This is a genomic window from Vescimonas coprocola (genome assembly GCF_018408575.1).
In the GTDB taxonomy this organism is placed as follows: Bacteria; Bacillota; Clostridia; order Oscillospirales; family Oscillospiraceae; genus Vescimonas; species Vescimonas coprocola.
In genome coordinates this window covers 725,828-751,449 of sequence record NZ_AP023418.1, presented here as the reverse complement: position 1 = coordinate 751,449, position 25,622 = coordinate 725,828, and the positions used below count along the sequence as shown (strand labels likewise).

Here is a 25,622-nt window from a genome sequence, read left to right as displayed (position 1 = left end):
ATCATGGCACTGTATACCGATACTGTAATGGATCATTTCATGCACCCCCGGAATGTGGGTGAGATCGCCGACGCCGACGGCGTGGGGCAGGTGGGCAACGCCAAGTGCGGCGACATTATGAAGATGTACCTGAAAATCAAGGACGGCGTGATCGAGGATGTGAAATTCGAGACCTTTGGCTGCGGCAGCGCCATCGCCTCCTCCTCCATGGCTACGGAGATGATCAAGGGCAAGACCATCGATGAGGCGCTGGCCGTCACCAACCGGCAGGTGGTGGAGGCGCTGGGCGGTCTGCCGGCCCACAAGCTGCACTGTTCCGTGCTGGCGGAGGAGTCCATCAAGTCCGCCATCAAGAACTACTATGACCGCAACGGCATCGAGTACGACCATAGCAAATTCCCGGATGACTGCGGCGAGGTGGAGTCCTGCCGCATGGTGTAAGGGCGAAATCGTTTACAGATCAAAAGTCCCTCAGCTGTATCTGACAGCTGAGGGACTCAGCGTGTCGAAAAGTTTTTTCGACACGCTGCAATCATTTTTCAGAACTTCAAAAAAGTTCTGAAAAATGGTGATTATTATCGTGCAGGACACCCCTTCCGGGTTTCCCGCACACACCCTTCCGCCCCGTTGACGAAAGTGTCCCCCCTTTTTGACAGCCAAGAGGCTTTCTCTATTCTCCGTCGAATGTGCGGGATTTTTGTCACGCCGTATAAGCCGCCTATCTGCGGGAAATACTGTCATCATCCAAGTGGTGGAGGCGGCGTATGCAGGGGAAGGTGGAAATCTGCGGGATCAATACAGCCCGGCTGGAGATCCTGAAAAACGACGAGATGATGGAGCTTCTCCGGCGCACCAAGCAGGGGGATATGGCGGCCCGTGAGCGGCTGATCCGGGGCAATCTCCGGCTGGTGCTGTCGGTGATCCAGCGGTTCAGCAGCCGGGGCGAGAACGCCGACGATCTGTTTCAGGTGGGGTGCATCGGTCTTATCAAGGCCATCGACAACTTCGACATCCGTCAGCCGGTGCGGTTCTCCACCTATGGCGTTCCCATGATCGTGGGGGAGATCCGCCGCTATCTCCGGGACAACAGCACCCTGCGGGTCAGCCGGAGTATGCGGGACACTGCCTATAAGGTCCTGCAGGCCCGTGAGCGGCTCCTGCGCCAGCAACAGCGGGAGCCTACGGTGGAGCAGATCGCCCAGGAGCTGGAGCTGCCCCGTGAGGAGGTGGTGTTCGCCATGGACGCCATGTCAGCCCCGGTGTCTCTGTATGAGCCGGTGTACGCCGACGGCGGGGACGCCGTGTGCGTCATGGATCAGATCCGGGATGACCACAGCAGCGATGAGGGCTGGCTGCAGCAGCTGGCGCTGAAGGACGCCATCTCCCACTTGCAGCCCCGTGAGCGGAACATTCTGGCCCTGCGGTTCTGTCAGGGCAAGACCCAGATGGAGGTGTCCTCCGAGATCGGCATCTCGCAGGCGCAGGTGAGCCGGTTGGAGAAAAATGCCATACGCTCCATCAAGCAGGAGCTGTGAAAAAGGAGGTGTGACCCACAGGTCACACCTCCTTCGGTCATTCTTCAGTTGCTCCACGGGGCGTTGCTCTCAGGTGACAATGGCCATGAGATATTCTGCCAGTCCGTTCGATCGGTGTAGTAGGAGTAGGTGTTCCCCTCCAGCGATACAAAGGAAACGAACACACCCTCCCAACGGCCGGAGCTGCTGCGCTTCAGCGGATAGCGCCACAGGCGCATCACCGAGGTGTCACTGTAATAGAGGGTGGCATCCGGCTCCCCCTCCGGCAGCCGGTCGGTGAAGTGGCCCACGCCCAAAGCGGCCAGACTGCTGTATATGGAGCGGGCGTTACTCTCCCGCAGGCGCAGCTCCTGTCCGTCCACCAGCGCCCGGACGCCCCGGTGGCGCTTGGCATAGATGGTGCTGGCGGAGACGGCGTCCATGCAGGCCTCGTAGCGGTTCTTGATGTGCTGGGGCCGGCTGATGAACAGGCCGATGCAGGTCAGCACTACCAGAGCGATCGCCAGAATGACCGCCCACCACGGGAAGGTTTTTTGCCGGGGGCTGCGCTGCACCCGGTCATAGAGTTCCGTCATTTTGCCGCCCCCTTTCCTTTTGTGTTCTTACACAGGATACCACACATCCGGTGATCTGTAAAGGCCTACCGGCCGCCGCTGATCTGCTGGCACAGCCACTGGGCAAACAGCGCTGCATCCTTGGCGTAGGGATGGACGCCGTCGCTGGTGTACTCCTCTTTCATGTAGCCCTCGTCATCGCAGTAGAGGTGGGAGGCGTCCAGACAGTGAACCTTCTTGCCGTCGGCCAGACCGGCGATGCCGTCGTTGACCTCCTGTAGGCGCTGGGGGCTGAAGTAGCTGGCGCTCTCTGCCACGGAGCGGGACACACCGTAGACCTTCAGCAGGTAGATGGTGGCATCCGGCTGGAGACTTTTCAAGGTGTCGATGTCCTCCTGATAGGCGCTCAGCAGGCTGCTCATGGGGTAGCCACACTCGTTGATGCCCAGCATGATGAAGATCTTCTTATAGGTACGGTTTTGCAGCAGGGTCGTCAGGTCCGTGGCATCGAAGTTATCGTCCGAGGCGGTAACGGAGAACATCTGGAAAACATTCATGCCAACGTCTGTGAAGTAATTTGCCTTGCCAAGTCTTGCATAGTAGGCGGAGCTGACCATGCGGGAATCTCCGATGAACAGGGCATCGTCGAAAAAGCTCTCGTCCTCGCCGTACTTGGCCCCCGGCACCACGGTGGGAAGCTCCGTAGGCACTCCCGGCACCTGCGGCTTCTCCGGTTCGTCGGGTTTTTCCGGTTCAGTGGGCTGCTCCGGCTCGGCAGGCTTTTCCGGTTCAGTGGGCTGCTCCGGCTGCTTTGGCTCATCCTGACTACGCTGCTTGGCCTGCTCCATGCGGCGGAGGTCTGTGTCGTCATGCAGCAGCATGAATGGCACGGCGATGGCCAGACGGTCCTCCCAGCCCCCTACATACTTTTGCAGCTGGGCCTTCAGCACAAGGCCCGTTACGGTGGCTGCCAGGGAGGTGGCCACCAGCAGGATGGCCAGCGCGGCCAGTCCTCTCTGTTTTGGTTTTAATCTCTTCATGGCTGCTCGTCCTCAAAAGCTGAAATACATAAAGGGGTCGTTGGTGGCCACCGCCATACAGTAAACGCATACCCAGAACAGCACCAGCAGGAGCACCGTTCCCAGCGGGGAGGTGCGGATGCGGCGCCAGAGCTTCTCCGGTAAGGGCGTGGACACCAGCAGACCGATGACCAATACCACGGCGTACTGCCGTCCGTAGACCAGAAAATCCCGTGCATGGACCGCCGTGCCGCCGGAGAAGGCAAAGAGCCGCCCGATATAGCTGCCGATGTCCTTCAGGGAGGGGATGGCGAAGAGCATCCAACTTAGGGGGATCACCAGGAGCATATAGAGCCGGGAGATCACCTGACTGCGCCGGAGCACCTTGCCCCAGCCCAGACGTTCCAGAGAGATGAGGGCAAAGAGGAACAGTCCCCACAGCAGGAAGTTCAGCGTACTGCCGTGCCACAGGCCCGTAAACAGCCACACCACCAGCAGGTTCAGGTAGGTACGGCCCTCCCCCTTTTTGCTGCCGCCCAGCGGGATGTACACATAGTCCCGAAACCAAGAGCTGAGACTGATGTGCCAGCGGCGCCAGAAGTCCCGCATGGAGCGGGCGGCGTAGGGGTGCTCGAAGTTCCGGGGCAGCCGGAAGCCCAGCATCTCCCCTACGCCGATGGCCATCCATGAATAGCCGCAGAAGTCCAGATACAGCTGCAGAGAGTAGGCCACAATTCCCAGCCACGCCATAGGGGTGGAGACGCTCTCGAAGCCGATGGTCTTGACCTGACGCCACAGGCCGCCGATCTGGTTGGCCAGCAGCACCTTCATGGAAAGACCGATGATGAAGTCCCGCAGGCCCGCATCCAGCTCCCGCAGGGTGCAGGTGCGGCGGTACATCTGCTCCTTCAGATCCGCCGGGTCCATGAGAGGGCCGGAGAGGAGCTTGGGGAACATCAGGATCTCTGCGGCGTAGGACACCGGACACTCCTCCGGCTCCATGCGGCCACGGTACACGTCGATGACGTAGGCAGCCATCTGGAAGGAGTAAAAGCTCAGGCCCAGCGGCAGGGCGATGCCACTGCCCAGCAGGCCGGCATATTTGAAGCCGAAAAGGCACAGGCCCAGCACCAGCAGGTTCCCCACCAGCAGGGGCTTGCTCCCCGCCAGCTTCCGGCCGGAGAGCCACGTCAGAGCCATGAGCCCCAGCAGCAGCGCCAGACACCACGGCCGCTTCCATGTGCCGAGCAGGTAAAAGACAAGACTCCCTAATGTCAGAACGCCGTTTCGCAGTCGCTCCGGCATCAGGTAATATACTGCCAGAAACACCGGCAGAAAGATGAAAATAAAGGGTAGTGTGTTAAAGCCCATGCGATTCTCCTATGGTATTGAACGTGACCGATGCTGTCTATCCAGAAAGACAGCCCGCAGATCACTCTGCAGGCTGTCCCGTAAGCTGCGTGAAACTGTATTCTATTATGGTCTATCCCCATGGGAATTACAATTACAAAATATGCACAAAATGGTTACAATTTGTCTTTTATCTCCGGACGAATAGAGTCCCACGGCATCGCCGTGGGACTTTCGTTCATCGGTTTCAGTTTTGATGCTCGTCCGGCCACGCAGCCGGTGCAGCGCATATTGCAGGCGGAGGTGGGATCCATGCGGATCAGCCACGGCACGTTGATATCGTACTTTTCCGCCGTCTCCCGGGCCGCATGATAGCCCCGCCCTCATAGACGGCGGCAGAAGCGTCCTATTGGGGACATTTCTGCCGGTTTATCCGAAAATTCAGTTCGCCGGCTCCGCCATGGCGCTGCGGACAAAGGCGGTCATCAGCTCCCCCAGCCGGTCCACGCTGCGGTCGATGTCCGCCTCCATACGGTTCCACAGGAATTGCAGGAAAAAGCCCACATAGGCATAGCGACAGAAGGCGGCGATCTCCTCCACCCGCTCCTGCGGCAGGCCGCTGTCTGCCGTCTGCTGCTGCACCAGCCGGAAAAAGGTGTCGTCCGTCAGGGAGAGCACATACTGCTCCATCCGGTCCCGTGACAGGGCGTTGAACACATGGTAGATCTTGGCGGGATGGGCCTGACACTCCCGCATGACGGCCTTGGTGGACGTATGCCAGTCGGTACCCTCTCCGGTGAAGCGGCCCAACTCCAGATGGAACCACGCATCCAACAGATCATAGATGTCCCGGTAGTGGTAATAAAAGGTGTTGGAGCTGATATCGCACCGCTTTACAAGGGCCGTCACGGTGATCTTGTCGAAGGGCATCTCCTCCAGCATCTCCCCAAAGGCCCGCATGATGGCCTTTTGTGTGTATAGCGCCATGAACGCACCTCCTGTTCTTCACCGTATTATAACAGGAGACGCCCTCCGGCGCAAGGGGTGCCTTCCGGCGGTGGAAATATGCCAAAAACCGGCACGATTTCCTATGCTGCGGACTGGAACTTTCCGGGTTTCCCGGCGGCTTTCCTTCATTTTTTCGCATTGTGAAACCTTTTTTTATTGACTTGTGCTTTCCAACCATGGTACAATAAATTTTGCGTGCAACTTTGGACGTTTTATGTAAATTATCAGGGGATGGGTACGGAACAGCCCGCCCCGGAAAAGGATGTGACAGTCCATGCTGATGTGTGTGTTTCTGTTTCTGCTGTGGCTTATTTTCAACGGGCGGGTGACGCTGGAGATCTGCCTGTTCGGCATCGTCGTAACGGGGCTTGTATATGCCTTCTGCGTCGCCGTGCTGGGGTATCATCCCCGGAACGAGCGGCGGGTGCTGGGGCGGCTGGGGCGGTATCTTCAATACGGCGTGACGCTGGTATGGGAGATCGTGAAGGCCAATGTGCAGACCATGAAGGTCATTCTCTCCCCCAAGGCTGCCTACCGCCCTGCCGTGGTGCGGCTGCAGGTGCCGCTGGAGGAGGCCAGCTCCCGTGTGCTGCTGTCCAACTCCATCACCCTGACCCCCGGCACCGTCACCATCCGGCAGCAGGAGGAGGAATTTCTGGTACTGTGTCTGGATAAGGACGGCGGTGAGGCCATCCCGGACTGGAATCTGGTTCGTATTCTGAAGAAGCTGGAGGGCAGCAAGTGATGGATCTGATCGAGCAGTGCTATAATTATCTGTTCTGGGGCGCTCTGGTGGTGCTGGCTGTGGGCATTCTTGCGGCGCTGGTGTATATCATCCGGGCCAGGCTGACGGTGGACCGCATCATCGGCATCAACCTCGTCGGCACCATCGTGGTGATGGTCATCGTGGTGTTGACCTTCCTGTTGGGAGAGGATTATCTGGCGGACATCGCCCTGATCTATGTGGTGCTGTCGTTTATCGCCGTGATGATGCTCTGTCGCATTTACATCAATCTCTATCAGCGCAATCAGCGGAAAAAGGAGGAGGCGTCCCATGATCGGTGAATGGATCCGCTTCGGCGTGACGGCCCTATGCGTGGTGGGGGGGCTTTTCGCCCTGCTTACGGCGCTGCTGGGCCTGTTCCGCTTTGACTATGCCCTGAACCGGCTCCATGCTGCCGCCATTGCCGATACGCTGGCGCTGGGGCTGGTACTGCTGGGCGTCATGGTGGCGGTGGGCTTCCGGGCCGTGCTGTGGAAGCTGGTGCTGGTGCTGGTGATCCAGTGGTATACCTCTCCCCTGTCCAGCCATATGCTGGCGCAATTCGAATACCGGGCCGGGCAGGAGGATCTGGCCCGCTATCTGGAGCTGCCGGAGGAGACGGAGGAGGTGAGCGCCCCATGAGCACCGTGTTCCGTCTATTGCTGCTGGCGGGTCTGCTGGTGTGCGCCGTGGCCACGGCGCTGGTGAAAAAGCCCCTGCGGGCGGTCATCATCTACATGGCCTACTCCATCATCATGTCCGTCATCTGGATCCTGCTGGAGGCGCCCGATCTGGCCCTGACCGAGGCCGCCGTAGGCGCAGGCATCACCGGCATTCTGTTCTTCCTGACGCTGCGGCGCATCGACCGCATCGACCGGGATGCCGACGTGGAGGAGACGCAAGGAGAGGAGGAACCCCATGAAGAAAACGAAGCGACCCACTGAGCAGGAACTGCTGCACCAGTGGCTGGAGGGCGATCTGGACCTGACTCAGCAGCTGTATGTGGAGAAGGACGAGCCGCAGCCGGAGGCTGTGGAGCCCTATCAGCCCAAGCGGGATCGGGACACCTTCCTACGCTCCCTGCGGCGCTCCCTGCGGCTTTATAATGTGCTGGCCTTCCTGCTGTGCGCCGTGTTTGCGGCGCTGATGCTGATGACGGTGGCCAACCTCCCCCGCTACGGCTCGGCGGATGCACCCACCGTCAATGAGGTGGCCCAGCGCTATGTGGAGCAGGGTACGGAGGAGACCGGGGCCGTCAACACCGTGGCGGGTATGATTCTGGACTACCGTGCTTTCGATACGCTGGGTGAGTCCTTTGTGCTGTTCACCGCCGTGTGCGCCGTGACCATCCTCATGAATCTCTCCCCCAAAAAGCGCCGCCCCCTGCCCAAGGAGGTGGTGAACTACGCCGCCGATCCCATTGTGGCCGGGGTGTGCCGGGGGCTGATCCCGGTGATCCTGCTGTTCGGCGTATACATCCTTCTCAACGGCCATCTCTCCCCCGGCGGAGGCTTCTCCGGCGGAGCGGTGCTGGCGGCGGGTCTGATGATCTATGCGCTGGTATGGGGCGACGAGGCCGCCTCCCGCACCTTCCGGGCCTCCATTCTCCGGGCGGTGGTGGTGTGCTCTCTGGGCTTTTACTGTCTGGCCAAGAGCTACTCCTTCTTCACCGGCGCCAACCATCTGCACTCCATCATCTCGCCCGGCACGCCGGGGAACATTCTCTCCGGTGGTCTGATCCTGCCGCTGAACGTGGCGGTGGGACTGGTGGTGTGCTGCACCATGTATAGCTTTTATATGTACTTCCGAAGGGGGGAGCTGTAAAAAATGCATCTGGAAAATCTCCCCTTTAACTATGAGGAGGCTGTGGCGGTGCTGCTGTTCGTCATCGGCTTTTGTATGCTGCTGTTCTCCCGGAATCTCATCAAGAAGGTCATCGGACTGGACATCATGGACAGCGGCGTCTTTCTGCTGCTGGCGGACCGGGGCTACATCGCCGGGCGCACCGCTCCCATCATCGTGGACGGCGTCACGGACATGAGCCGGTATGTCAATCCCATTCCCGCCGGTCTGGTGCTGACGGGCATTGTGGTCTCCGTCAGCGTGTCGGCGGTGATGCTGTCGCTGACGGTGCGGATCTACAAGACGTATCGGACACTGGACGTGGATAAGCTCTACATGATGATCTCCCATAAGAAAAAGAGGAGGGACCGCCGATGAGCTTCGTGCAGAACTTCCCCCTCTTTGCCATCATTCTGTCGCTGGTATGCGCTGTGATCTCCTTTGCCGCCAACGACCGCTGGGCCAGAGGTCTGACGTTGTTCCTGCTGAGCGTCAGCGTCTGTATGCAGGCGGCGCTGCTGGTGTTCTGCGCCGTGAACGGCACCAGCTACTCCTATATGATGGGTCATTACCCCGCCCCGTGGGGCAACGAGATCACCGTGGGGGTGCTGGAGTCCTTCATGGCCCTGCTGTTTGCGGCGGTGATGCTGATGAGCGTGCTGGGTGGGATGCCCCGCATCCGCCGGGACATCCCGGAGCACCGAATGAGGCTTTACTGGGTGATGATCGATCTGGCCCACGTGGCTCTGCTGGCCCTGTGCTACACCAATGATATCTTCACCGCCTACGTGTTCATTGAGGTACTGACCATCGCCTCCTGCTGCCTGCTGGCGGCCCGTGACGGCGGACGGCCCCTGCTGGCCGCCGTGCGGTACATGATCTTTTCTCTGGTGGGCTCCGGGCTGTTTCTCATCGGCGTCATCTTCACCTACTCCATTACGGGCCAGCTGCTGTTCCCACAGCTGAAGGAGTCCATTGCCCTGCTGTGGGCCGACGGCACCTACCGCTTCTCCATGACCGTGGCCATCGGTCTGATGGTGGGCGGACTTGCCATTAAGAGCGGCCTGTTTCCCTTCCACTTCTGGATGCCCGACACCTATGGTCGGGCCACCCCCGCCTCCGCCGGTATCCTGTCGGGAGTGGTGTCCAAGGGATACATCTTCCTGCTCATCAAGATCATCTATCAGGTCATCGGCATCGAGGTCTTTGCCGCCAGCGGTATTCAGGACCTGCTGCTGGTGCTGGGCATCGGCGGCATGGTGGTGTGCAGCATTTCCGCCATTCAGACGGGGCGGCTGCGGACCATGATCGCCTACTCCTCCGGCGCACAAATCGGATACATCTACATGGGGCTGGGCATGGGGACCCAAGCCGCCCTTCTGGCGGCGCTGCTGCAGATCGTGGCCCACGCCGTCACCAAGCCCATGCTGTTCCTCTCCGGGGCAGGGCTGGCCGGGGCATCCGGCGGCCATCAGGACTTCCGTTCCCTGCGGGGGGCGGCCCATCGGGCTCCGGCAGCAGGCGTGCTGTTCACCATAGGCGCTCTGTCCATGGTGGGTATTCCCATTTTCGCCGGGTTCATCCCCAAGCTGTACTTCGCCACCGCTGCCGCCGCCACCGTCGGGTGGCGAGTCTGGGCGGTATGGCTGGCGCTGGGGGCCTCCACGGTGCTGAACGTGCTCTACTTCCTCTACACCGCCATGCTGATCTGGGTGCCGGAGGAGACGGAACACGCCCAGCGTCCCAAACGCTTCTCCCCCCTGCCTACGGCGGGGCTGGCGGCCATGAATCTGGCCGTTGGCCTTGGCTCCGCCGCCGTGACGGAGCTGTTCGCCATGGGCATGGGTCTATTCTGCGGCTGACCGGAAAGGAACAGGTGACCATCTATGCTGATTCTCTTGATCGCACTGCCCCTGCTGACCGGTCTGGCGGCAGCGCTCCCCTTCCCCAGCCGCCGGGGGCGGCTCACGTTTCTGCTGACCATGCAGATCATCGAAACGGCGCTGGTGGTCTGGACACTGGTGTCCGGACGCAGCTATACCACCAACATCTGGCACCTGACGGAGTCCCTGACCATCGCCATGAAGCTGGACGGTGTAGCAGCCGTGTTTTCCGCCCTGACGGCGGTGGCTTGGCTGCTGGCCCTCATCTACTCTGTGGAGTACATGAGTCACTCCCAAAATGAGGCACGGTTTTATGTGTTCCTCTTTCTGTCGGAGGGGATGCTGCTGGGGACGGCTTTGTCGGCAGACTTCGTATCTATGTACGTCTTTTACGAGCTCACCAGTCTCTGCTCCATGCCGCTGGTGCTCCATGAGCTGACCCACGACGCCGTTACCGGCGCTATGAAGTACCTCTACTACTCCATTGGCGGCGCCTTCTTCGTGCTGTTCGGCATCGTGGTACTCTACACCAATACCTCCACCCTGGACTTCGCCCCAGGCGGCACCCTCATTGCCGGGCAGCACACGGGACTGGAGCTGCTGGCGGTGTTCTTCGTGGTGCTGGGCTTTGGCACAAAGGCAGGCCTGTTCCCCATGCACAACTGGCTGCCCTCGGCCCACCCGGTGGCTCCCGCTCCTGCCAGCGCCCTGCTGTCGGGCATCATTACCAAGGCGGGCGTCATCGGTATCATCCGGGTACTGTACTTCATCGCCGGCCCCTCTGCGCTGCGGGGTACATGGGTTCAGACGGCCTGTCTGGTGCTGGCGCTGGGGACGGTGTTCATAGGCTCCATGCTGGCCTACGGCGAACGGGACTTCAAGAAGCGGCTGGCCTACTCCAGTATCTCCCAGATCTCCTACGTGCTGACGGCACTGTTCCTGCTAACGGAGGACGGCCTCACCGGCGGCCTTTTGCAGGTATTCTTCCACGCATGGGCCAAGATCGGTCTCTTCCTCATTGCCGGCGTCATCATCCATCTGGCAGGGCTGCGGAACGTGGAGGACTTCCGGGGACTGGGACGGCGCCTGCCGGTGACGTTTTTGTGTCTGGTGTTCGTCTCTCTGTCGCTGGTAGGTATCCCGCCCTTCGGGGGATTTGTCAGCAAGTGGGCCATCTCTCTGGCGGCACTGGACGGACTCGGCGGCCCTCTGGCCTATCTGGTCCCGGCGGTGCTGCTGGTGTCGGCACTGCTGACGGCGGGATACCTGTTCGCCCCCATCGTCAGCGCCTTCTTCCCCGGCGAGGGCTTCGCCGGGGAGCCACGGCTCCGGGAGCCTCCGGCCATGACCCTGCCGCTGGTGGTGCTGGCGGCGGTGTGTCTGGTGCTGGGTCTGTTCCCCGACCGGCTGACGGCGCTGTTCCAGTCTCTGGCAGCGCAGGTGCTTTAAGGAGGTGCGGGTAAATGAACGGACTTTATCTGACGCTTCCCATTTTCCTGCCGCTGGTGGGCGGGCTTGCCTCGTACCTGATCCGCTTCCCCAGCACTCGCAGCCGCCATCTGTTCTATGGGGTGCTGATCTGCCTGACCTCGGCGATAACATGGCTCTCCATTCTCCGCTGCGGCAGCGAGAGCTTCCAGCTGCTGCGCTTCACGGAGGAGCTGACCCTTACCCTGCGGATGGACGGCGCTTCCCGGCTCTTTGCGGGGCTGGCCGCTACCCTGTGGCCCTTTACCATGCTGTACGCCTTCGACTACATGAGCCACGAGAAGCATCTGTCCATGTTCTGGTCGTTTTTCACCGTCTCCTTCGGCGTAACGCTGGGAGTGGCCTTCGCCGGAAACATGATGACCATGTATCTGTTCTATGAGCTGCTGACACTGGCCACTCTTCCGCTGGTGATGCAGCCCATGTCCACCACCGCCCGGAAGGCCGGCGTCAAGTACGCCGTCTACTCCATGAGCGGGGCGGCGCTGGCCTTTATCGGGCTGGTTTTTCTCGTTGTCAACGATGCGCAGGACTTCACACTGGGCGGCCATCTGGCGGGCTACACCGGCGATCGGCAGCTGCTGCTGGCGGTATTCGTGCTGGCCTTTGTGGGCTTCGGCGTTAAGGCGGCCATCTGGCCCCTGCACGCATGGCTGCCCGCTGCGGCGGTGGCCCCCACACCGGTGACGGCGCTCCTCCATGCGGTGGCCGTGGTGAAATCCGGCGCCTTCGCCTGTATCCGCCTGATCTACTACGCCTTCGGCACGGAGATCCTGGTGGGGACGTGGGCGCAGCAGGCGGTGATGACTCTGACCCTTATCACCATCCCGTTCGCCTCCTGTATGTCGGTGAAGCAGCGGCACTTCAAGCGGCGGCTGGCCTACTCCACGGTGTCGAACCTGTCGTACATCCTCTTCGCCGCTACCATTATGACCCTTCCGGCGCTGACGGCGGCCTTTCTGCACCTCATCGTCCACTCCGTGGTGAAGATCCTGGCCTTCTTCACCGCCGGAGCCGTACTGCATTACAGTCACCGGGAGTACGTCCATCAGCTGGAGGGGCTGGGCAAGCGGATGCCCGTGACCTTCGTGTGCTACACGGTGGCGGCCTGCGCCCTGACGGGCGTCCCCCCCTTCACCGGCTTTGTCAGCAAGTGGTACATGGCTCTGGCGGCGGTGGACACCTATCAGCCCCTGCCCATCATCGGCTTCGGCGTGCTGCTGGTGTCGGCGCTGCTGACGGCTATCTATATGTTCCAGATCGCAGTCCGGGCATGGTTCCCCCGGCACAGCGCTCCGGCCATTCCGGAGGGCTCCATCCATGAGGCGGGGTGGCAGATGCTGGTACCCATGGTGGTGCTGGCGGCGGCCTGCCTGCTGATGGGCCTGATGCCCCAGGGGCTGCTGGATCTGATCCGAGAGGCGGTGACACTGTGACGACCTTCTATCTGCTGATCCTGTTTATGCTGCCCGCCGTCATGGCTGTCGGCATCGCTATCCCACGGCGGAGGGAGCTCTCCGCTCAGTGGGTCGGAGAGCTGGTCATCGCCACGGCGCTGCTGGTGCTGGGGGCCATGCTGGCCCTGTGCCGTCTGCCGGTAGGGACAGTCATCGTCTCCCCCGTAGTGGGGCTGTCCTTCACCTTTGGCGGCTTCCAGCGGCTCTATGGGCTGGTGGTGTGCTTCATGTGGCTCATCTGCGCCATGCTGTCGCCCCAGTATTTCCGGGGCCATCACCACCTGCGGCGGTACTATTTCTTCTTCCTCATTTGCCTGAGCTTTACGCTGGGCGTGTTCCTGTCGGCGGATCTCAAGACCACCTTCCTGTTCTTCGAGCTTATGAGCCTCGGCTCCTATGTGTGGGTGGTGCAGGAGGAGACGCCGGAGGCGCTGGACGCCGGAAAGACCTATCTGACCATCGCTGTTCTGGGCGGTCTTGTGACGCTGATGGGGCTGTTCCTGCTCCAGCATCTGACGGGGACACTGGTGCTGTCGGAGCTGAAGGATGCCTGCGCCGCCGTAACGGACCGCACGGCCCTGTGGTGGGCGGCTCTGTGCGTGTTCTTCGGCTTCGCCGCCAAGGCGGGTGTGTTCCCGCTGCACATCTGGCTGCCCAAGGCCCACCCGGTGGCCCCGGCCCCCGCCAGCGCTCTGCTGTCGGGCGTGCTGACTAAGGCGGGTATTTTCGGTATTCTGGTCGTCACCGTCTACCTGCTGCCGGGCAACCGCAGCTGGGGCGTTCTGGTGCTGATACTGGGCTGCATCACCATGGTACTGGGCGCCGTAATGGCGGTGTTCTCCACCAACCTCAAGTACATTCTGGCCTGCTCCTCCCTGTCCCAGATCGGGTTCATTCTGGTGGGCGTGGCCATGCTGACCCTGCTGGGGGAGCACAACGCGCTGGCCGCCCACGGTACGGTGCTGTATATGCTGAACCACTCGCTGGTGAAGCTGACCCTCTTTCTCTTTGCCGGTGTGGTGTATTACAACACCCACCAGCTGGATCTGAACCGCATCCGTGGCTTCGGGCGAGGTAAGCCCCTGCTCCACGGACTGTTTCTGTGCGGAGCCTGCTCTCTGGCCGGTATCCCCGGCTTTCTGGGCTACGTCAGCAAGACGCTGGTCCACGAGGCGGTGGTGGAGCTGGCGGTGGAGACCGGCAGCACCGCCATTACGGTGGTAGAGTGGCTGTTCCTGCTATCCGGCGGATTGACGGTGGCCTATCTCACCAAAATCTATGTGGCGGTATTCTGGCAGACGGCACCGGCAGATGCCCACGCCGCCTCCCGGCGCTGGGGAACGCCCCTCTCCGTGGCGGCGCTGATGCTGGCAGCGATACCGCTGCCGATGCTGGGTCTGCTGCCCCATGGGCTGTCGGAGAAAATCGCCGCCGCTACCCTCTCCTTCACCGGCGGTCATGATTTCTCCCATGCCGTCCACTATCTGGCTTGGGAGAACCTCAAGGGCGTGGTCATCTCCCTGTCCATCGGTATGCTGGTATATTTCCTGCTGATCCGGCCCCTTCTCACGGAGCGTCGGGACGGCGAGATTCGCTACCGCTCCCTGTGGCCGGCGTGGCTCAGCTTGGAGGAGAGCGTCTACAAGCCCCTCTTCCGGTGGCTCATCCGGGTACTGATGACCCTGTGCCGGGTGGCATGCGACCTGTTGGACCTACTGGTGCTGGTGATGCGCCGCACCCTGCTGCGGGATACCCGTGACCACGTCCGCCGCTCGCCCCATAGCTCTGTGGTGCGGGCCATGTCCCACAACAGCAAGTACTCCCAAGAGGAGACGGCAGATCACGTAGGTACCGTACTGGACACCTTCCAGCGGATGGAGGGAAGTCTCTCCTTTGCCCTGCTGATGGCGTGTCTGGGTCTGTGCCTGATCCTGCTGTGCGTCATCCTCCACGTGTTCGGATAAGCAAAAAGCCCCCGCAGGAAACGGAAGCGTTTCCTGCGGGGCTTTTGTATGCTCACTTACTTTTCGTGAAAGCGGACGGCAGCCAGTACGGCGGTCTTGCCGTCGGGCTTCCGCACAGCCATGCGGCAGATGCTGCCCTCCCGGCGGCAGAGAACCGACAGCTCCTCCCCCTCGAAGCAGGGAGCGGCATAGTGGACCTCCATGGAGGCGATTTCCCCGCCTGCCAGCACGCTGGCCGGGAAGCAGTCCAGCAGCAGCCGCACATAGGCCACATTGTTCATATGGTGGCCCATATCGATGTCCGTAGAACGCACCGTATGCCGCTGCACCAGCTCCTCCGGCAGCAGGTCGTCCCGGAACCGGGCGGGGGCCTCCGTGATGCCCTCCCGCTCCGCAAAGAGGAAATCCTCCGGGAAGCCAGACTGGGCAAAGGGAATGAGCCGCCCCTTCTCCCCCAGCACCGCCCACTGGGTGCGGCCCAGCGCCAGCAGCTGATCTCCCTGCCGCAGGCTGTAGCTGCGGAAGCAGCGCAGGGATCTCCCCTCGCAGTGCTCCGGCCATGTGGCCGCCGTCACCTCCTGCGCCAGAGCAGGCCATTGAAAAAAGTCCACCCGACTGTGGAGAGTCAGCCAGAAGGCGCCACGTTGCGCCATGGCTGCACCGCCTACGCCGATGCGCTCGGCGTGTTCTGCGGCAATGGCCTGAAACATAGTGAAGGCCGCCAGCGGCGACATCCGGGCCGATGCCCCGCAGTAGTCCGGGGACAGGGTGAAGTTCTTCTCAAAAAAGCCTTGCAGTTGGGTCATAACGCACCTCCGGGGAAAATGTTTTTTAGTATCATACCACATTTTCCCATTTCCGGCAACCCGCCGAAAAAACAGCCTCCTCCGCCTGTAAGGCGGAGGGGGCTATTTTCAGGTTATGTGGCTATTTGGGAAGAAGATCAATCCTCACGCTTCTTGGCGGAGAGCACCAGCACAGCGGCCACAGACAGAGTCGCTGCCATGACCCACACGGTAACGGTCATGCCGTCTCCGGTCTCCGGAGACTGGGTATCCTTGCCGGTATCGGGCTTGGTATCCGGGTTGGGGGTGGGCTCAGGGGTCTCGCCGGACTCCACGTTGAAGTCGGTACCCAGGAGCTTACTGTAAATGGCGTTGGTAGCCAGACGGTAGTCATCGGTCTGGTGAGCCTTATTGGTGATGCTGGTGCAGAACACCGTCATATCCAGTCCGTTGGCCTGATAGTCGATAGCCACGGCGTGGCCCTTCAGGCCCGCCTCAGGATCGTCGATGCCGTTCCACCAGCCGGCCTTGTAGAAGTCATCCTCGCTGCTGGCCCGCATGAGCACGGCGGCCTCCTCCGGGTAAGCGGAAATGATGGAGCCGCCCTTGGTGTAGGTGGTAAAGTCGCCGTCGGCGGCATAGCTGGCAGTGATGAGGCTGTCGGCATACTCCACGTTGAACAGGGCCTCGTAGTCGTTATAGACCTCCTCGGGGCCGTACATTCCCTCCTCGATGATCCACTGGATGTCGAAGTCGAAGCCGGGGATGGTGGCCTTGGCGTACTCCAGGATGTTGGCGCTGGCGCCCACGAAGGGCAGGCCCGCCTTTACCGCAGCCTGCACGTCCTCCTCCGGCTCGTTGCTGGAGAACACCACGTTGGCCTCGGAAACATCGCTGGTGGTCTTGAAGTTCATCTGGCGGCTGAAGGCGAAGCGGTCAAAGTGGTCGTCGTCCACATAGACCTTAGGCTCGGTGATGACCTTGGCCTTGGGCACATCCGCCACATGGGTAATCTCGATGACATACTGGTCGTCGATCTGACCGGCATCCTTGTGGTCGATGACGAAGTCGCCCTTGCTGTAATGATCGCCGGCCTCAGTGATGAAACCCACGGTGACGCCCTTGGCCAGCAGGTCATTGACGGCGTTGACGGCGGCCAGACCGTTGTTGCTGATAACGGTGGCGGTGTTTCCGTAGGTGGTGACCCATGCCGTGCCGTACTCCACGGTGTTGGCGTCGGCGGTCTTACCCTCGAACACACCGGCCTTGGTGATGGCGGTACAGTCAAAGCCACGCAGCTCCGGGAAGTTGGTGACGGACTCACTGTAAAGCCCCGTCCAGTTCTTCACGATCTTGCCCTTATACAGAACGGCGTTGGCGAAGCTGCGGCTGATCTGGTGCATATCGATGACGAAGGCGCCGGCCTTATAGGTCACACCGTCCACCGTCACGTCCTCGGTGAGCTTCTCCACCTGCACGCCGTTGCGGATGAAGTACTCCTGCATGAAGTAGGCGTCGGCGATATCCCGCTGGGAATCGGCATCGGTGGGAATGACGTAGTACTCCGGATAGAACTTACCGTACTCGTCCTTTTCACGGAAGTTGGCCTCCACCTGATTGTCCTGGGTAACGAACCACTTCTCGGTCTCCGGGGACTCCTCGTTGTTCAGCGCCCGCCGGAAGAACTCCAGCTGGTTCAGGTACAGGTCGTCCTTGTTCTCGGCCACGTAGGCGGTATGGCCGATGAGGCCGTACTTACCCATGGTGACGGAGGCTTCGTTGTTCTCGCCGCACTCCACCGTGTAGCCGATGGTGCCGTGGAACAGCGCATAGGTGGGGGTGTAGTTGGTGGACATATCGTCGGAGGGATACTCGAAGCGGCCGGTAGCGGGATCAAAGCCGGACTCCAGAGCGATGTCGTACCAGGGCTTGTTGTCCTCGGTGGCGCCATTCTCCTTGGCGTACTCGCTGGAGGAATTGTAGATGGAGTTCATGGAGGCCACGTCGCCGAACGCCCGTGCGCCCTGCAGGGCGTAGTTCATGAACAGGTCGTACTCCAGATTGGGCTCGTGGGGAGGCGTGCAGGGCTCGATCTGCAGCTGGGTGCGGGCATAGTAGATGAAGCCGTGCAACTCCACCAGCGTGACGGGCTTCCACTTCACCAGATCCGCCGTGGCTACCTGAGACTCGATCTGGGTCTGATAGGTGCTGTCACGGTTCAGGTCAAAGTCCTCGGAGTTGCCACGCTGATAGTGCTCCAGTGCATAGGGGTTCTCGGTGGGACGGATGATGAAGAACACGTCGCTCAGCACGTCTTTGACGTTATAGGTGCAGGTCTCGTTGTCGGCGTTCTTATAAGAGATGGTCTCCTCCGTGGCGATGGCCTTCAGGAACTCGATCTGCTGGTCCACGGCGGGGCACTCATTGGGGTGGATGTTGGTGATGTAGACGGGGATCTGATAGTCCGCCAGCTTGCCGGACTTCACATCGGCGGCCACGGCCTCAGGATCGGTCTGAGCCCGCTGCAGCAGGGCCATGTAGTTGTCCACCACGGCCTTGTCCCGTGCCACGATGACCTCCATGATGTCCTTGCCGTCGGTGGAAAGGCCCGTGGATTCATAGGACATATACAGATTGTTGGTCTGGTGGTCCATGATGTCCTTGATCTTGCTGTCCAGCTCGTCATAGGGGGTGTAGGAATCGTAGACCTCATAGCGCATGGTTTGGCTGGCGCTCTTGCCGGTGGACTTATCCGTCACCTTCAGCTCATACAAACCACGGTAGGCGTACCAGGGACGCCAGTAGGCGGCGTCATCGCCGTCAAACAGGTAATCCACACTGAGGACTGCCGACACGTCGCCGTTTTCGGCAATGGTCAGATCCTTCACGGTGAACACGGGCTCACCGCCATTCTCCTCGTCCTCCCAGTTGCGCCACTCGTCCAGAGGATCGCCGCCGAAGGTCCACTCCAGATTGGTGGCCTCAGGCTTGTAGCCCAGGTTGAAGGACAGGGTGACCTCACGCTGATCCGTCATGGACAGGCGTGTGGTGCTGATGCTCGTAAATGCCGCTGAGTCGCTGCCGGTCTCGGCAGCGTTTGTGGTGACCGCCAGGGGGATGAGCATTGCGATGCATAGGACAGTCGCCAAAATTTTGGTTACAAATCTGCTCTTTCTCATGCTTTTTCCTCTCTTCATGGTTGATATTGCGGGGTACGAGGTCTATACTGATTATAAGACGTTTTTCTGCCCCGTCGGGGGAAGCGTAAGAATCATAATGATTTTCATGCAAATCTTACATTTCTTAACATCCGGTCTTTTCACCAAAGTTCTATGAGATAATGTACCAAAACCCGGCACGATCAACAGAGGAGCGGTGGACTATGGCAGGGAAAATTTTGATCGTCGATGACGACAGAGACATCACCCAGATCATCCAGCTGCTGCTGGAGGGCGAGGGCTACGACACGGCGGTGGCCGGAAGCGGCGAAGAGGCGCTGGAGCGGCTGGACGGCACTGTGGAGCTGGTCATTCTGGATATCATGATGGAGGGCCTGAACGGCTTCGACACCTGCCGCCTCATCCGGCAGAGCAGCTATGCCCCCATTCTGTTTCTCTCCGCCATGTCCGGGGAGACGGAAAAGGTGGCGGCCCTGATAGCCGGGGGCGACGACTATCTCTGCAAGCCCTTTTCGGCGGCGGAGCTCATTGCACGGGTCCGCTCCCTGCTGCGGCGCTACACCGTCTATCAGGGGCCGGGGCACACAGAGCCGGAGAAGGAGCAGCTGGTGCTGGGCATGGACAACGAGGTCATTGTCAACGGTCAGACCGTCAAGCTGTCCTACACGGAGTATGAAATTCTCCACCTCTTTCTCAAGCGTCGGGGACAGGTGCTGTCCATTTCGGAGATCTACGAGGCCATCTGGACAGAGCCGTACAGTTACAGCGCCAACAACATCGTCATGGTCCACATCTATAAGCTGCGGCGCAAGCTGGAGCAGGACTGCAAGCATCCCACCATCCTGAAAACCGCATGGGGAAAGGGCTACTACATTGAATAAACTGTTTCACCGGCTCAGCACCCGCATCCTGCTGGGGATCCTGCTGGCCGCCGCCATCAGCGCCGTGGTGTACACCGCCGCCAACGGGGCCCTCAAGGCTTTTTTCCAATACTACGCCATGCAGCCGGAGGTGTTCCAGCGCCTGTCCGACGAGCATTTTGCAGACCTCCAGGATTTTGCCACGGAAAACCATATTGTCAGCACCGACGGCAAGCCCTTCACCCAATGGAACGACAAATACCACTATGTCTCCCTCATGGTCATCCGACAGAATGAAGGCCTGTGCTACAACTCCTTCGTCTCCTACAATATGACCTACACCGAGGAGGACAGCCAGACCTTCTTCTGGGGCTCCAAGGTTCTCCCCACCTATGAGTACCAATTGCAACTGGAGGACGAGACCTGCAAGGTCTATTTCAGCGGCTATTTCGATCAGGCCTATACCTCCCTGCGAAAGGCCATCTGCGGTGTGCTGTTCGTAGCTTCCTTCGTGACGGCCTTCTTCCTTCTCTTCCAAAAGTACATCCGGTACATCGGTGAGATGGAGCAGAACGTCTCCTCCCTGTGCAACAAGAATTTCAGCCAGCAGATCCCCATCCGCTACAAAACGGAGCTGTCCACGCTGGCGGCCAACATCAACCATCTGGGGGACACCATCCAGCTGCTGCTGCTGACGGAGGACGCCAAGCTCAAACAGAAGGAGCAGTTCGTCAAATCCATCGCCCACGATATCCGGACGCCCCTGACGGTGGTCATCGGCTATCTGGAGCTTCTCTCCAAGGGCTACGCAGGCAGTCAGGAGAGCGCCCAGCTGTTCATCGACCGGGCGCTGGAAAAGACCAACCACATCCGCCGTCTCACCGATGACCTCTTCACCTTCGAGGAGAATTGCCGCACCCTGCCGCTGGATACCTACGACGGGCAGGAGCTGCTGCGGCAGGTGATCTCCAACATCACCAGCTTCCTGACCAGCAACCGCTTCCGGCTGGAGTACACTAGCTTCGTCTCCCAGCCCTTCCGGATGCGGGCCAATGTCACTCTGCTGATGCGCCTGATCGACAACATTTGCTCCAACATCGCCAAGCACGGCGCCCCGGAAAAGCCCGTGGTTCTCACCGTCTCTGCCGCCGAGGGATATCTGGTGCTGGAGGAGCGCAACGCCATTCTCCGCAAGACCGTAAAGACCGCCGCAGCCGACAGCGGCTACGGGCTGGCCATCTGCGAGGACGTCATGGGTGCCATGGGCGGCAGCATCTCCCACCGGACTCAGGGCAGTCTCTTCTCCGTGACCCTTCGTTTCCCCATCCTGCCCCAGCAGGAGGTGTGAGCGACGAAACAAAAAAGGACCTCTCCGTCATGCGGCGGAGAGGTCCTTTTTGTTGACTTTCAAGCGCTTTTACAGCGATCAGTGGATGGTGATGTGATCGGTGTAAGCGCCAGACACATTAAAGTAGTTGTCCAGTGCTTCACCGCTGACCTGCGTACCATTGTGGAAGAAGGTGCAGTTGGTGCAGTCGATGGTAGCGGTATATATTGCAACGGCTGGTCAATCAAAAAAGCTTCCAGATATTGATAAGAGCCTTTTTCCGTGTAGAAAAAATTGTTTTTGCGTATGATTCCGATTCCTGCCTTCATTCCTGCCCACCGCAGCGCAGTAATACCAAAATCACGGTCAGTTGCTGTTTGAAAACCACAATCCATAAGATATTTTTCAAAACGTGTGCTGGTTTGATATCCTTCTGAATTTGGATTTCTTCTTCCATCTGTCAAATAGTATTTTGCAACATAATTTTGCAGATTGTTTGGAATATAGTATTTCCCATACCAAAATGACACAACGACAATTGCCTTTGCCAAAGAGTAATCGTTTTGTAAGTGTGCAAAACTTCTAAACGACTCATATTTATCCTTCGTTTGCGGAAAGTGCTCCATGCGCTCTTCGAGTCTCACCTCATAATCACGCATCATTTGAACCGGAATAATACCGCACTTGTCAAAGCCGAGTTCTATTGCTTTATTTACAATATCTAAAGCTGTGATCTCCATATTTCACTATCCTTACAAACAAACGCCGATCTATTGGTTTCTAAAGGGATTTTATCAGTTCGACAAATTGGAAGTTGTTCATTTTTTTCGGCTTTTGGGCTGGCAGTTCATCACACATCGCATGAAACAAGCCTGTCAAAAATCTCTTATTATCAACTTCATTTACCAACAGCATCTCTTTTGCTCCTTCATAGGGTAATTCATACGGAGCTGTCGGCATATAACTAATTGCTGATTTTACTGGTTTAACAAGTAATCTATCGTCATAGATACCGCCTGCAATCTTGCCACGATAATAAATAATAAATTCTCCCATCATAGCTCGATAAGTAATTTCTTCTAACTCAGATAGCTGCCCTAAAATAAACTCTAAGTATTCCTTGCTTGATGCCATATTTCCACCTCAAATCCCGATTGGTCAAGATTATTCTATCATCATGCAGCCTGCCAAGCAATAAATAGCAAAAAATTCCGCTGTAATTTTATCAAAATTACAGCGGAACCTTGGTGCGCGAGGCGGGACTTGAACCCGCACGCCCGTAATGAGCACTAGAACCTGAATCTAGCGAGTCTGCCAATTCCACCACTCGCGCATATCCATATGAAGTTTGAAAAAAAGAATGGTGCGCGAGGCGGGACTTGAACCCGCACGCCCGTAATGAGCACTAGAACCTGAATCTAGCGAGTCTGCCAATTCCACCACTCGCGCATATCCGTTCTTCTTTTTTTCACCGCAGGAGAGGGATGGTGCGAGTGATGGGACTTGAACCCACACGTCCAATCGAACACAAGCACCTCAAGCTTGCCTGTCTGCCTATTCCAGCACACTCGCAAATGAGTCCCTCAACCGGCGACTTGTTTATTATATCATTTTGTTCGATTTTGTCAAGAGCTTTTCCCAACTTTTTTATTTTGGCAAGTTGTAATATGTATTTTGACAGGTGGGACCTGTCGAAATACAGGGTCGGATCAAGACCCAGAAGATATGGAGGTACATCCAATGGAAGAAAAGGTATTTGTATCGGCACCTCTTAACTGCCTCCGATGTCTGCCGTGTAGTCCCCTCCTGCGGCAGTCAAACTGCCGTCAGGCGTGCTATTATCCTGAATAACGAGCCAATCTATATTCATCTTCTGAATACCGGCACCGCCGGTATTGCTTTTCGCTATATTTGTGCCATTCAATTCCAGCGTTACCGCACCCTGCCCTGTCGTTTTGATTGCAGAGCCGCTGCTCATTTGAATGTCCACATTGAAAAGTGTCACCAGCTCCGTTTTCCCCCATCCGCTTTAATCGTAATCGCATTTTGGGTCATGGTACCGGTAATCACAACATAAGTAAAAGGCCTGTTTTTGCCGGAAAAAGTCCTGTTCAAGACCGGCAGAATTCACGGATTTTCTAATAGAAACGCCGCAGACGATGCGGAGGCCGTTTGGCGCTCCCACAAAAAGAAATCTGCGAAAAATTACAGTCTTGACCGTCAAACGACTTCCTCACAAATAGGAGAAATCACGGGTGTAAAACGGAACTGTTTCTTGAAAAATTTGCGGATTGTTTGCCGCTTCACCCGAATGGCGTTTTTCTATCCCTGCCCCGGAATCTCACCGCAGCGTTGTTCTGCTTGCCCCCATCGGGGAGGTCGTGGCAGAATCATATCCCATTCGGACGGTCATTCAGTTTTCAATTTACCCCTCAATAGGTAGGCAGCGAGAAGGGCCAGAAATTAACCCCCTCTGCAAAATTGTTTGAACGGTATCTATAACGGCAAAAAGAGTCGGTACACAGCACATCAAATCAGCGGGAGATGATCTCTCGCTATATCTTTGATGAAACTATGTACCGGCTCTGAAATTCAGAAACCTTCAGTGTCTGCTTTTTTCGCCCCGCAGGCAGACACTGCATCAGGAGCGGCGCAGCCACAATCTCTTTCGGCGGCTGCCTTGTGTTTCACTCAGATATTCAGTTGTGGCCCTCTAATGAGAGCATATAGATTATATCATACAGAACACTTGTTCGTCAATCTTTTTCGGTATATTGTGACAGGAAAGACGGCTGCCGTTTCCGACAGCCGCCCTTGGGTTAAACATTTGATTTTACTTTACGCTATACTTTTTCTTCCTGCTGACAACCGTTGTGCCAATGGCTGCACCGCTGCTGACAAACAGCAGGGCCATCCACAAAGCAAGGTTGCTGGTATCGCCGGTCTGCGGACTCTTATCGGATGTTCCCGGTTTGGTACTGGCAGGTTTTTTCTCAAGAGCAGCAATGGCATCTTCGATAGCCTTTGCCATCTTGTCTACTTCAGATTGCTCCGTAATATTTTTACCACGGACAACAGCCTTGACAGCAGCTTCCACACCGGAGAAATCCTTGTAGTCATCCTTCTTCAAAGCGTTCGCTTTGGCAATGGCTGCATCTACCTTTGTGTAATCTGCATCCTTGTATTGCAGGGCAGCAATGGCATCTTCAATAGCCTTTGCCATAGCGTCTACCTCTGTTTGCTGGGCTTTGCTTTTTGCTCGGTCAACAGAGTTAATGGAATCTTCTACCGCAGAATAATTTGTATAAAGGCTGCTATCAAGAGCCGTTGCCCTTGCGATGGCTGCATCGACAGCTGTGTAATCAGCGGGGATGTTATTGTCATCCCACACAAAAGTTGGATGACCGATTCCGGCAACCCATTCAACGTCCGCACCGGCATTGGTTTGCAAGCCAGCAAGGACATCTGCGGAGGTGAAGTTGGAGACAGCAGTGCCGCACGATGACTGGTCAAAGGTCGGGTCGGCACCCGCAGTACCTGCATCCCAATCAACCACCAGCTTAGTAACGGCTAAGTAATTGCCTTTATTATCAGGATATTTTTCTTCATCAAGCGTTACACCATCAGGAGGGGTATCCGGCCAAATGCAGTCGGTAACATGGGGCTTTACAACAGCTGTAATCCAAGTGATATTGCCAGGCTCAGCGCCAGTGATGTTTTTTGTTGCAACTATGCAATTTTTGATTATTACGCCAGGCCTGTTCCCAGAGAAGTTTTCAAAGTTTGCACCGAGAATACCACCTACAGCTGAATAGATATTTTTGCAGGAAACAGAACCGCCAAACCAACAATCGGTAATCGACGAGCTGTCCGCAGAGTTTTCCCACTGACCAATCAGCCCGCCAACGGTATCAACATGATCTTCATCGGATTCTGTACTGATAACCGTGGCGTCTGAGCCGCAGCCTTTTACTTGTGTGCTCCCAGTGCATTGGCCAATCAGTCCGCCGACCATCTTGTCGCCAACATTGTTTTCTATCTTTCCGCTTGTATAGCAGTTTTCAACTGTGCCGCCATCGACCCAATCTGCCAAAATGCCGGCAAGTAACGAACCATCATTTGAGGCAATATCAGCGTCTATAACAAGTAAATTCTTTAATGTACCACCGTCAGAAACAACTCCGAATAGTCCGTTTCGAATAAGTTCGTCACCAGTAGAGTGATGATGCAAATTCGTGATTTTGTGATACTGCCCATCAAAAGTACCAGCAAAATATCTGCCAAAGTTGCTGCCATTTCCAATGGGGGTCCACTGGCAGCCGGATAAGTCGAGGTCATTATCTAAGTAAATCGTTTTCCCTTCAAATGATACAGATGCAGTTTTGTCATTGACTAACTGCGCTAAACCGGCCAACTGTTCGGCAGTGGTGAAATGGTATTCAGTATCCGTCTTATGGTCGGTGTACCAGCTTATATCTGCCGTACCGTCCCAATTATCTACTGAAGTTCCTTCAGCAAACGCTGTCATTGGAACAAGTGCCATCACAAGGCACAATGCAAGCAGAAGGCTTAGAATTTTCTTCTTCATTTTCATTCCTCCAAAATAAG

The 25,622-nt window shown here is 57.8% G+C and carries 25 protein-coding genes and 3 tRNA genes; 15 read left to right on the top strand and 13 right to left on the bottom strand.

Going from position 1 to position 25,622, the window contains the following annotated elements:
- Window positions 1-3: 3 nt before the first annotated feature.
- Both nifU and sigG read left to right on the top strand, forming a co-directional pair.
- A complete protein-coding gene (nifU, locus tag KJS28_RS03715) occupies window positions 4-441 on the top strand; it encodes a Fe-S cluster assembly scaffold protein NifU (RefSeq protein WP_213541787.1) in 438 nt (145 codons plus the stop codon).
- 323 nt (window positions 442-764) lie between these two features.
- Entirely contained in the window at window positions 765-1,535 is a 771-nt protein-coding gene (sigG, locus tag KJS28_RS03710) for an RNA polymerase sporulation sigma factor SigG (protein WP_021859168.1), read from the top strand.
- 44 nt (window positions 1,536-1,579) lie between these two features.
- Here sigG and KJS28_RS03705 read toward each other — a convergent pair whose 3' ends face one another.
- The 3 genes from KJS28_RS03705 to KJS28_RS03695 all read right to left on the bottom strand — a co-directional run bounded on the left by KJS28_RS03705 (window position 1,580) and on the right by KJS28_RS03695 (window position 4,479).
- Window positions 1,580-2,110, bottom strand: coding sequence for a hypothetical protein (locus KJS28_RS03705; protein ID WP_213541786.1), 531 nt, complete (start codon window positions 2,108-2,110; stop codon window positions 1,580-1,582).
- Window positions 2,111-2,175: 65 nt separating this feature from the next.
- Entirely contained in the window at window positions 2,176-3,129 is a 954-nt protein-coding gene (locus KJS28_RS12635; protein WP_213541785.1) for a GDSL-type esterase/lipase family protein, read from the bottom strand.
- A 12-nt stretch (window positions 3,130-3,141) separates the two neighbouring features.
- Window positions 3,142-4,479 (bottom strand): MBOAT family O-acyltransferase, encoded by a 1,338-nt coding sequence (locus KJS28_RS03695; protein WP_213541784.1) that lies wholly within the window; start codon window positions 4,477-4,479, stop codon window positions 3,142-3,144.
- A gap of 120 nt (window positions 4,480-4,599) precedes the next feature.
- On the opposite strand from KJS28_RS03695, the gene KJS28_RS03690 reads away from it, so the two are divergent.
- A complete protein-coding gene (locus tag KJS28_RS03690; protein WP_213541783.1) occupies window positions 4,600-4,830 on the top strand; it encodes a hypothetical protein in 231 nt (76 codons plus the stop codon).
- A gap of 69 nt (window positions 4,831-4,899) precedes the next feature.
- On the opposite strand, the gene KJS28_RS03685 is transcribed toward KJS28_RS03690, so the two are convergent.
- Window positions 4,900-5,445: a TetR/AcrR family transcriptional regulator gene (locus KJS28_RS03685; protein ID WP_213541782.1), complete on the bottom strand. Its 546-nt coding sequence runs from the start codon at window positions 5,443-5,445 to the stop codon at window positions 4,900-4,902.
- A gap of 295 nt (window positions 5,446-5,740) precedes the next feature.
- Between KJS28_RS03685 and KJS28_RS03680 the strand changes: the two genes are divergently transcribed.
- Genes KJS28_RS03680 through KJS28_RS03635 form a run of 10 tightly spaced genes read left to right on the top strand, consistent with a single transcriptional unit; the run spans window position 5,741 to window position 14,863 of the window.
- On the top strand, window positions 5,741-6,211 hold the full coding sequence (locus tag KJS28_RS03680) for a Na+/H+ antiporter subunit E (RefSeq protein ID WP_213541781.1): 471 nt from the start codon (window positions 5,741-5,743) through the stop codon (window positions 6,209-6,211).
- Entirely contained in the window at window positions 6,211-6,531 is a 321-nt protein-coding gene (locus KJS28_RS03675; RefSeq protein ID WP_228298459.1) for an MrpF/PhaF family protein, read from the top strand. Before KJS28_RS03680 ends, KJS28_RS03675 begins: the two co-directional genes overlap by 1 nt.
- On the top strand, window positions 6,521-6,871 hold the full coding sequence (locus tag KJS28_RS03670; RefSeq protein ID WP_021859175.1) for a cation:proton antiporter: 351 nt from the start codon (window positions 6,521-6,523) through the stop codon (window positions 6,869-6,871). Before KJS28_RS03675 ends, KJS28_RS03670 begins: the two co-directional genes overlap by 11 nt.
- On the top strand, window positions 6,868-7,173 hold the full coding sequence (locus KJS28_RS03665; protein ID WP_021859176.1) for a Na(+)/H(+) antiporter subunit B: 306 nt from the start codon (window positions 6,868-6,870) through the stop codon (window positions 7,171-7,173). The genes KJS28_RS03670 and KJS28_RS03665 overlap by 4 nt, the downstream gene beginning before the upstream one ends.
- Window positions 7,148-8,053 carry a hydrogen gas-evolving membrane-bound hydrogenase subunit E gene (mbhE, locus tag KJS28_RS03660; protein ID WP_213541779.1) on the top strand — a complete coding sequence of 302 codons (906 nt, stop codon included), beginning with the start codon at window positions 7,148-7,150 and terminating at the stop codon, window positions 8,051-8,053. Before KJS28_RS03665 ends, mbhE begins: the two co-directional genes overlap by 26 nt.
- Window positions 8,054-8,056: 3 nt before the next feature.
- A complete protein-coding gene (locus tag KJS28_RS03655; RefSeq protein WP_213541778.1) occupies window positions 8,057-8,449 on the top strand; it encodes a cation:proton antiporter subunit C in 393 nt (130 codons plus the stop codon).
- Window positions 8,446-9,933, top strand: a complete 1,488-nt coding sequence (locus KJS28_RS03650) for a complex I subunit 5 family protein (RefSeq protein WP_213541777.1) — start codon at window positions 8,446-8,448, stop codon at window positions 9,931-9,933. Before KJS28_RS03655 ends, KJS28_RS03650 begins: the two co-directional genes overlap by 4 nt.
- 24 nt (window positions 9,934-9,957) lie before the next feature.
- Window positions 9,958-11,403 (top strand): complex I subunit 5 family protein, encoded by a 1,446-nt coding sequence (locus KJS28_RS03645; protein ID WP_213541776.1) that lies wholly within the window; start codon window positions 9,958-9,960, stop codon window positions 11,401-11,403.
- A gap of 14 nt (window positions 11,404-11,417) precedes the next feature.
- Window positions 11,418-12,878, top strand: coding sequence for a complex I subunit 5 family protein (locus KJS28_RS03640; protein ID WP_213541775.1), 1,461 nt, complete (start codon window positions 11,418-11,420; stop codon window positions 12,876-12,878).
- Window positions 12,875-14,863 (top strand): complex I subunit 5 family protein, encoded by a 1,989-nt coding sequence (locus KJS28_RS03635; protein ID WP_213541774.1) that lies wholly within the window; start codon window positions 12,875-12,877, stop codon window positions 14,861-14,863. The genes KJS28_RS03640 and KJS28_RS03635 overlap by 4 nt, the downstream gene beginning before the upstream one ends.
- A gap of 56 nt (window positions 14,864-14,919) precedes the next feature.
- Here KJS28_RS03635 and KJS28_RS03630 read toward each other — a convergent pair whose 3' ends face one another.
- Entirely contained in the window at window positions 14,920-15,669 is a 750-nt protein-coding gene (locus KJS28_RS03630) for an acyl-[acyl-carrier-protein] thioesterase (RefSeq protein ID WP_213541773.1), read from the bottom strand.
- A gap of 137 nt (window positions 15,670-15,806) precedes the next feature.
- The gene (locus KJS28_RS03625) at window positions 15,807-18,827 is read right to left on the bottom strand and encodes a M14 family metallopeptidase (protein ID WP_213541772.1); all 3,021 of its coding nucleotides are present in this window, start codon (window positions 18,825-18,827) and stop codon (window positions 15,807-15,809) included.
- A 203-nt stretch (window positions 18,828-19,030) separates the two neighbouring features.
- Here KJS28_RS03625 and KJS28_RS03620 point away from each other — a divergent pair, with 203 nt between their 5' ends.
- Complete coding sequence (locus KJS28_RS03620) at window positions 19,031-19,708, top strand: response regulator transcription factor (RefSeq protein ID WP_213541771.1); 678 nt, start codon at window positions 19,031-19,033, stop codon at window positions 19,706-19,708.
- The gene (locus tag KJS28_RS03615) at window positions 19,701-21,035 is read left to right on the top strand and encodes a sensor histidine kinase (protein WP_213541770.1); all 1,335 of its coding nucleotides are present in this window, start codon (window positions 19,701-19,703) and stop codon (window positions 21,033-21,035) included. Before KJS28_RS03620 ends, KJS28_RS03615 begins: the two co-directional genes overlap by 8 nt.
- Window positions 21,036-21,094: 59 nt before the next feature.
- On the opposite strand, the gene KJS28_RS03610 is transcribed toward KJS28_RS03615, so the two are convergent.
- The 7 genes from KJS28_RS03610 to KJS28_RS12435 form a co-directional block, all read right to left on the bottom strand.
- Window positions 21,095-21,754, bottom strand: a complete 660-nt coding sequence (locus KJS28_RS03610) for a hypothetical protein (protein WP_213541769.1) — start codon at window positions 21,752-21,754, stop codon at window positions 21,095-21,097.
- Between the two features lie 40 nt (window positions 21,755-21,794).
- The gene (locus KJS28_RS03605; RefSeq protein WP_213541768.1) at window positions 21,795-22,148 is read right to left on the bottom strand and encodes a TfoX/Sxy family protein; all 354 of its coding nucleotides are present in this window, start codon (window positions 22,146-22,148) and stop codon (window positions 21,795-21,797) included.
- Between the two features lie 111 nt (window positions 22,149-22,259).
- Window positions 22,260-22,347 (bottom strand) — tRNA-Leu (locus KJS28_RS03600).
- Window positions 22,348-22,375: 28 nt separating this feature from the next.
- Window positions 22,376-22,463 (bottom strand) — tRNA-Leu (locus tag KJS28_RS03595).
- Window positions 22,464-22,499: 36 nt separating this feature from the next.
- Window positions 22,500-22,586, bottom strand: a tRNA-Leu gene (locus tag KJS28_RS03590).
- Window positions 22,587-22,785: 199 nt separating this feature from the next.
- Complete coding sequence (locus tag KJS28_RS03585; RefSeq protein ID WP_213541767.1) at window positions 22,786-23,019, bottom strand: hypothetical protein; 234 nt, start codon at window positions 23,017-23,019, stop codon at window positions 22,786-22,788.
- An 828-nt stretch (window positions 23,020-23,847) separates the two neighbouring features.
- The gene (locus KJS28_RS12435; protein ID WP_228298435.1) at window positions 23,848-25,602 is read right to left on the bottom strand and encodes a hypothetical protein; all 1,755 of its coding nucleotides are present in this window, start codon (window positions 25,600-25,602) and stop codon (window positions 23,848-23,850) included.
- Window positions 25,603-25,622: the final 20 nt, after the last annotated feature.

Bases quoted from the DNA above. Each gene is read 5' to 3' on its own strand.
- nifU (WP_213541787.1), top strand. From the start codon at position 4: ATGGCACTGTATACCGATACTGTAATGGATCATTTCATGCACCCCCGG.
- sigG (WP_021859168.1), top strand. From the start codon at position 765: ATGCAGGGGAAGGTGGAAATCTGCGGGATCAATACAGCCCGGCTGGAG.
- KJS28_RS03705 (WP_213541786.1), bottom strand. From the start codon at position 2,110: ATGACGGAACTCTATGACCGGGTGCAGCGCAGCCCCCGGCAAAAAACC.
- KJS28_RS12635 (WP_213541785.1), bottom strand. From the start codon at position 3,129: ATGAAGAGATTAAAACCAAAACAGAGAGGACTGGCCGCGCTGGCCATC.
- KJS28_RS03695 (WP_213541784.1), bottom strand. From the start codon at position 4,479: ATGGGCTTTAACACACTACCCTTTATTTTCATCTTTCTGCCGGTGTTT.
- KJS28_RS03690 (WP_213541783.1), top strand. From the start codon at position 4,600: ATGGGAATTACAATTACAAAATATGCACAAAATGGTTACAATTTGTCT.
- KJS28_RS03685 (WP_213541782.1), bottom strand. From the start codon at position 5,445: ATGGCGCTATACACACAAAAGGCCATCATGCGGGCCTTTGGGGAGATG.
- KJS28_RS03680 (WP_213541781.1), top strand. From the start codon at position 5,741: ATGCTGATGTGTGTGTTTCTGTTTCTGCTGTGGCTTATTTTCAACGGG.
- KJS28_RS03675 (WP_228298459.1), top strand. From the start codon at position 6,211: ATGGATCTGATCGAGCAGTGCTATAATTATCTGTTCTGGGGCGCTCTG.
- KJS28_RS03670 (WP_021859175.1), top strand. From the start codon at position 6,521: ATGATCGGTGAATGGATCCGCTTCGGCGTGACGGCCCTATGCGTGGTG.
- KJS28_RS03665 (WP_021859176.1), top strand. From the start codon at position 6,868: ATGAGCACCGTGTTCCGTCTATTGCTGCTGGCGGGTCTGCTGGTGTGC.
- mbhE (WP_213541779.1), top strand. From the start codon at position 7,148: ATGAAGAAAACGAAGCGACCCACTGAGCAGGAACTGCTGCACCAGTGG.
- KJS28_RS03655 (WP_213541778.1), top strand. From the start codon at position 8,057: ATGCATCTGGAAAATCTCCCCTTTAACTATGAGGAGGCTGTGGCGGTG.
- KJS28_RS03650 (WP_213541777.1), top strand. From the start codon at position 8,446: ATGAGCTTCGTGCAGAACTTCCCCCTCTTTGCCATCATTCTGTCGCTG.
- KJS28_RS03645 (WP_213541776.1), top strand. From the start codon at position 9,958: ATGCTGATTCTCTTGATCGCACTGCCCCTGCTGACCGGTCTGGCGGCA.
- KJS28_RS03640 (WP_213541775.1), top strand. From the start codon at position 11,418: ATGAACGGACTTTATCTGACGCTTCCCATTTTCCTGCCGCTGGTGGGC.
- KJS28_RS03630 (WP_213541773.1), bottom strand. From the start codon at position 15,669: ATGACCCAACTGCAAGGCTTTTTTGAGAAGAACTTCACCCTGTCCCCG.
- KJS28_RS03625 (WP_213541772.1), bottom strand. From the start codon at position 18,827: ATGAGAAAGAGCAGATTTGTAACCAAAATTTTGGCGACTGTCCTATGC.
- KJS28_RS03620 (WP_213541771.1), top strand. From the start codon at position 19,031: ATGGCAGGGAAAATTTTGATCGTCGATGACGACAGAGACATCACCCAG.
- KJS28_RS03610 (WP_213541769.1), bottom strand. From the start codon at position 21,754: ATGGAGATCACAGCTTTAGATATTGTAAATAAAGCAATAGAACTCGGC.
- KJS28_RS03605 (WP_213541768.1), bottom strand. From the start codon at position 22,148: ATGGCATCAAGCAAGGAATACTTAGAGTTTATTTTAGGGCAGCTATCT.
- KJS28_RS12435 (WP_228298435.1), bottom strand. From the start codon at position 25,602: ATGAAGAAGAAAATTCTAAGCCTTCTGCTTGCATTGTGCCTTGTGATG.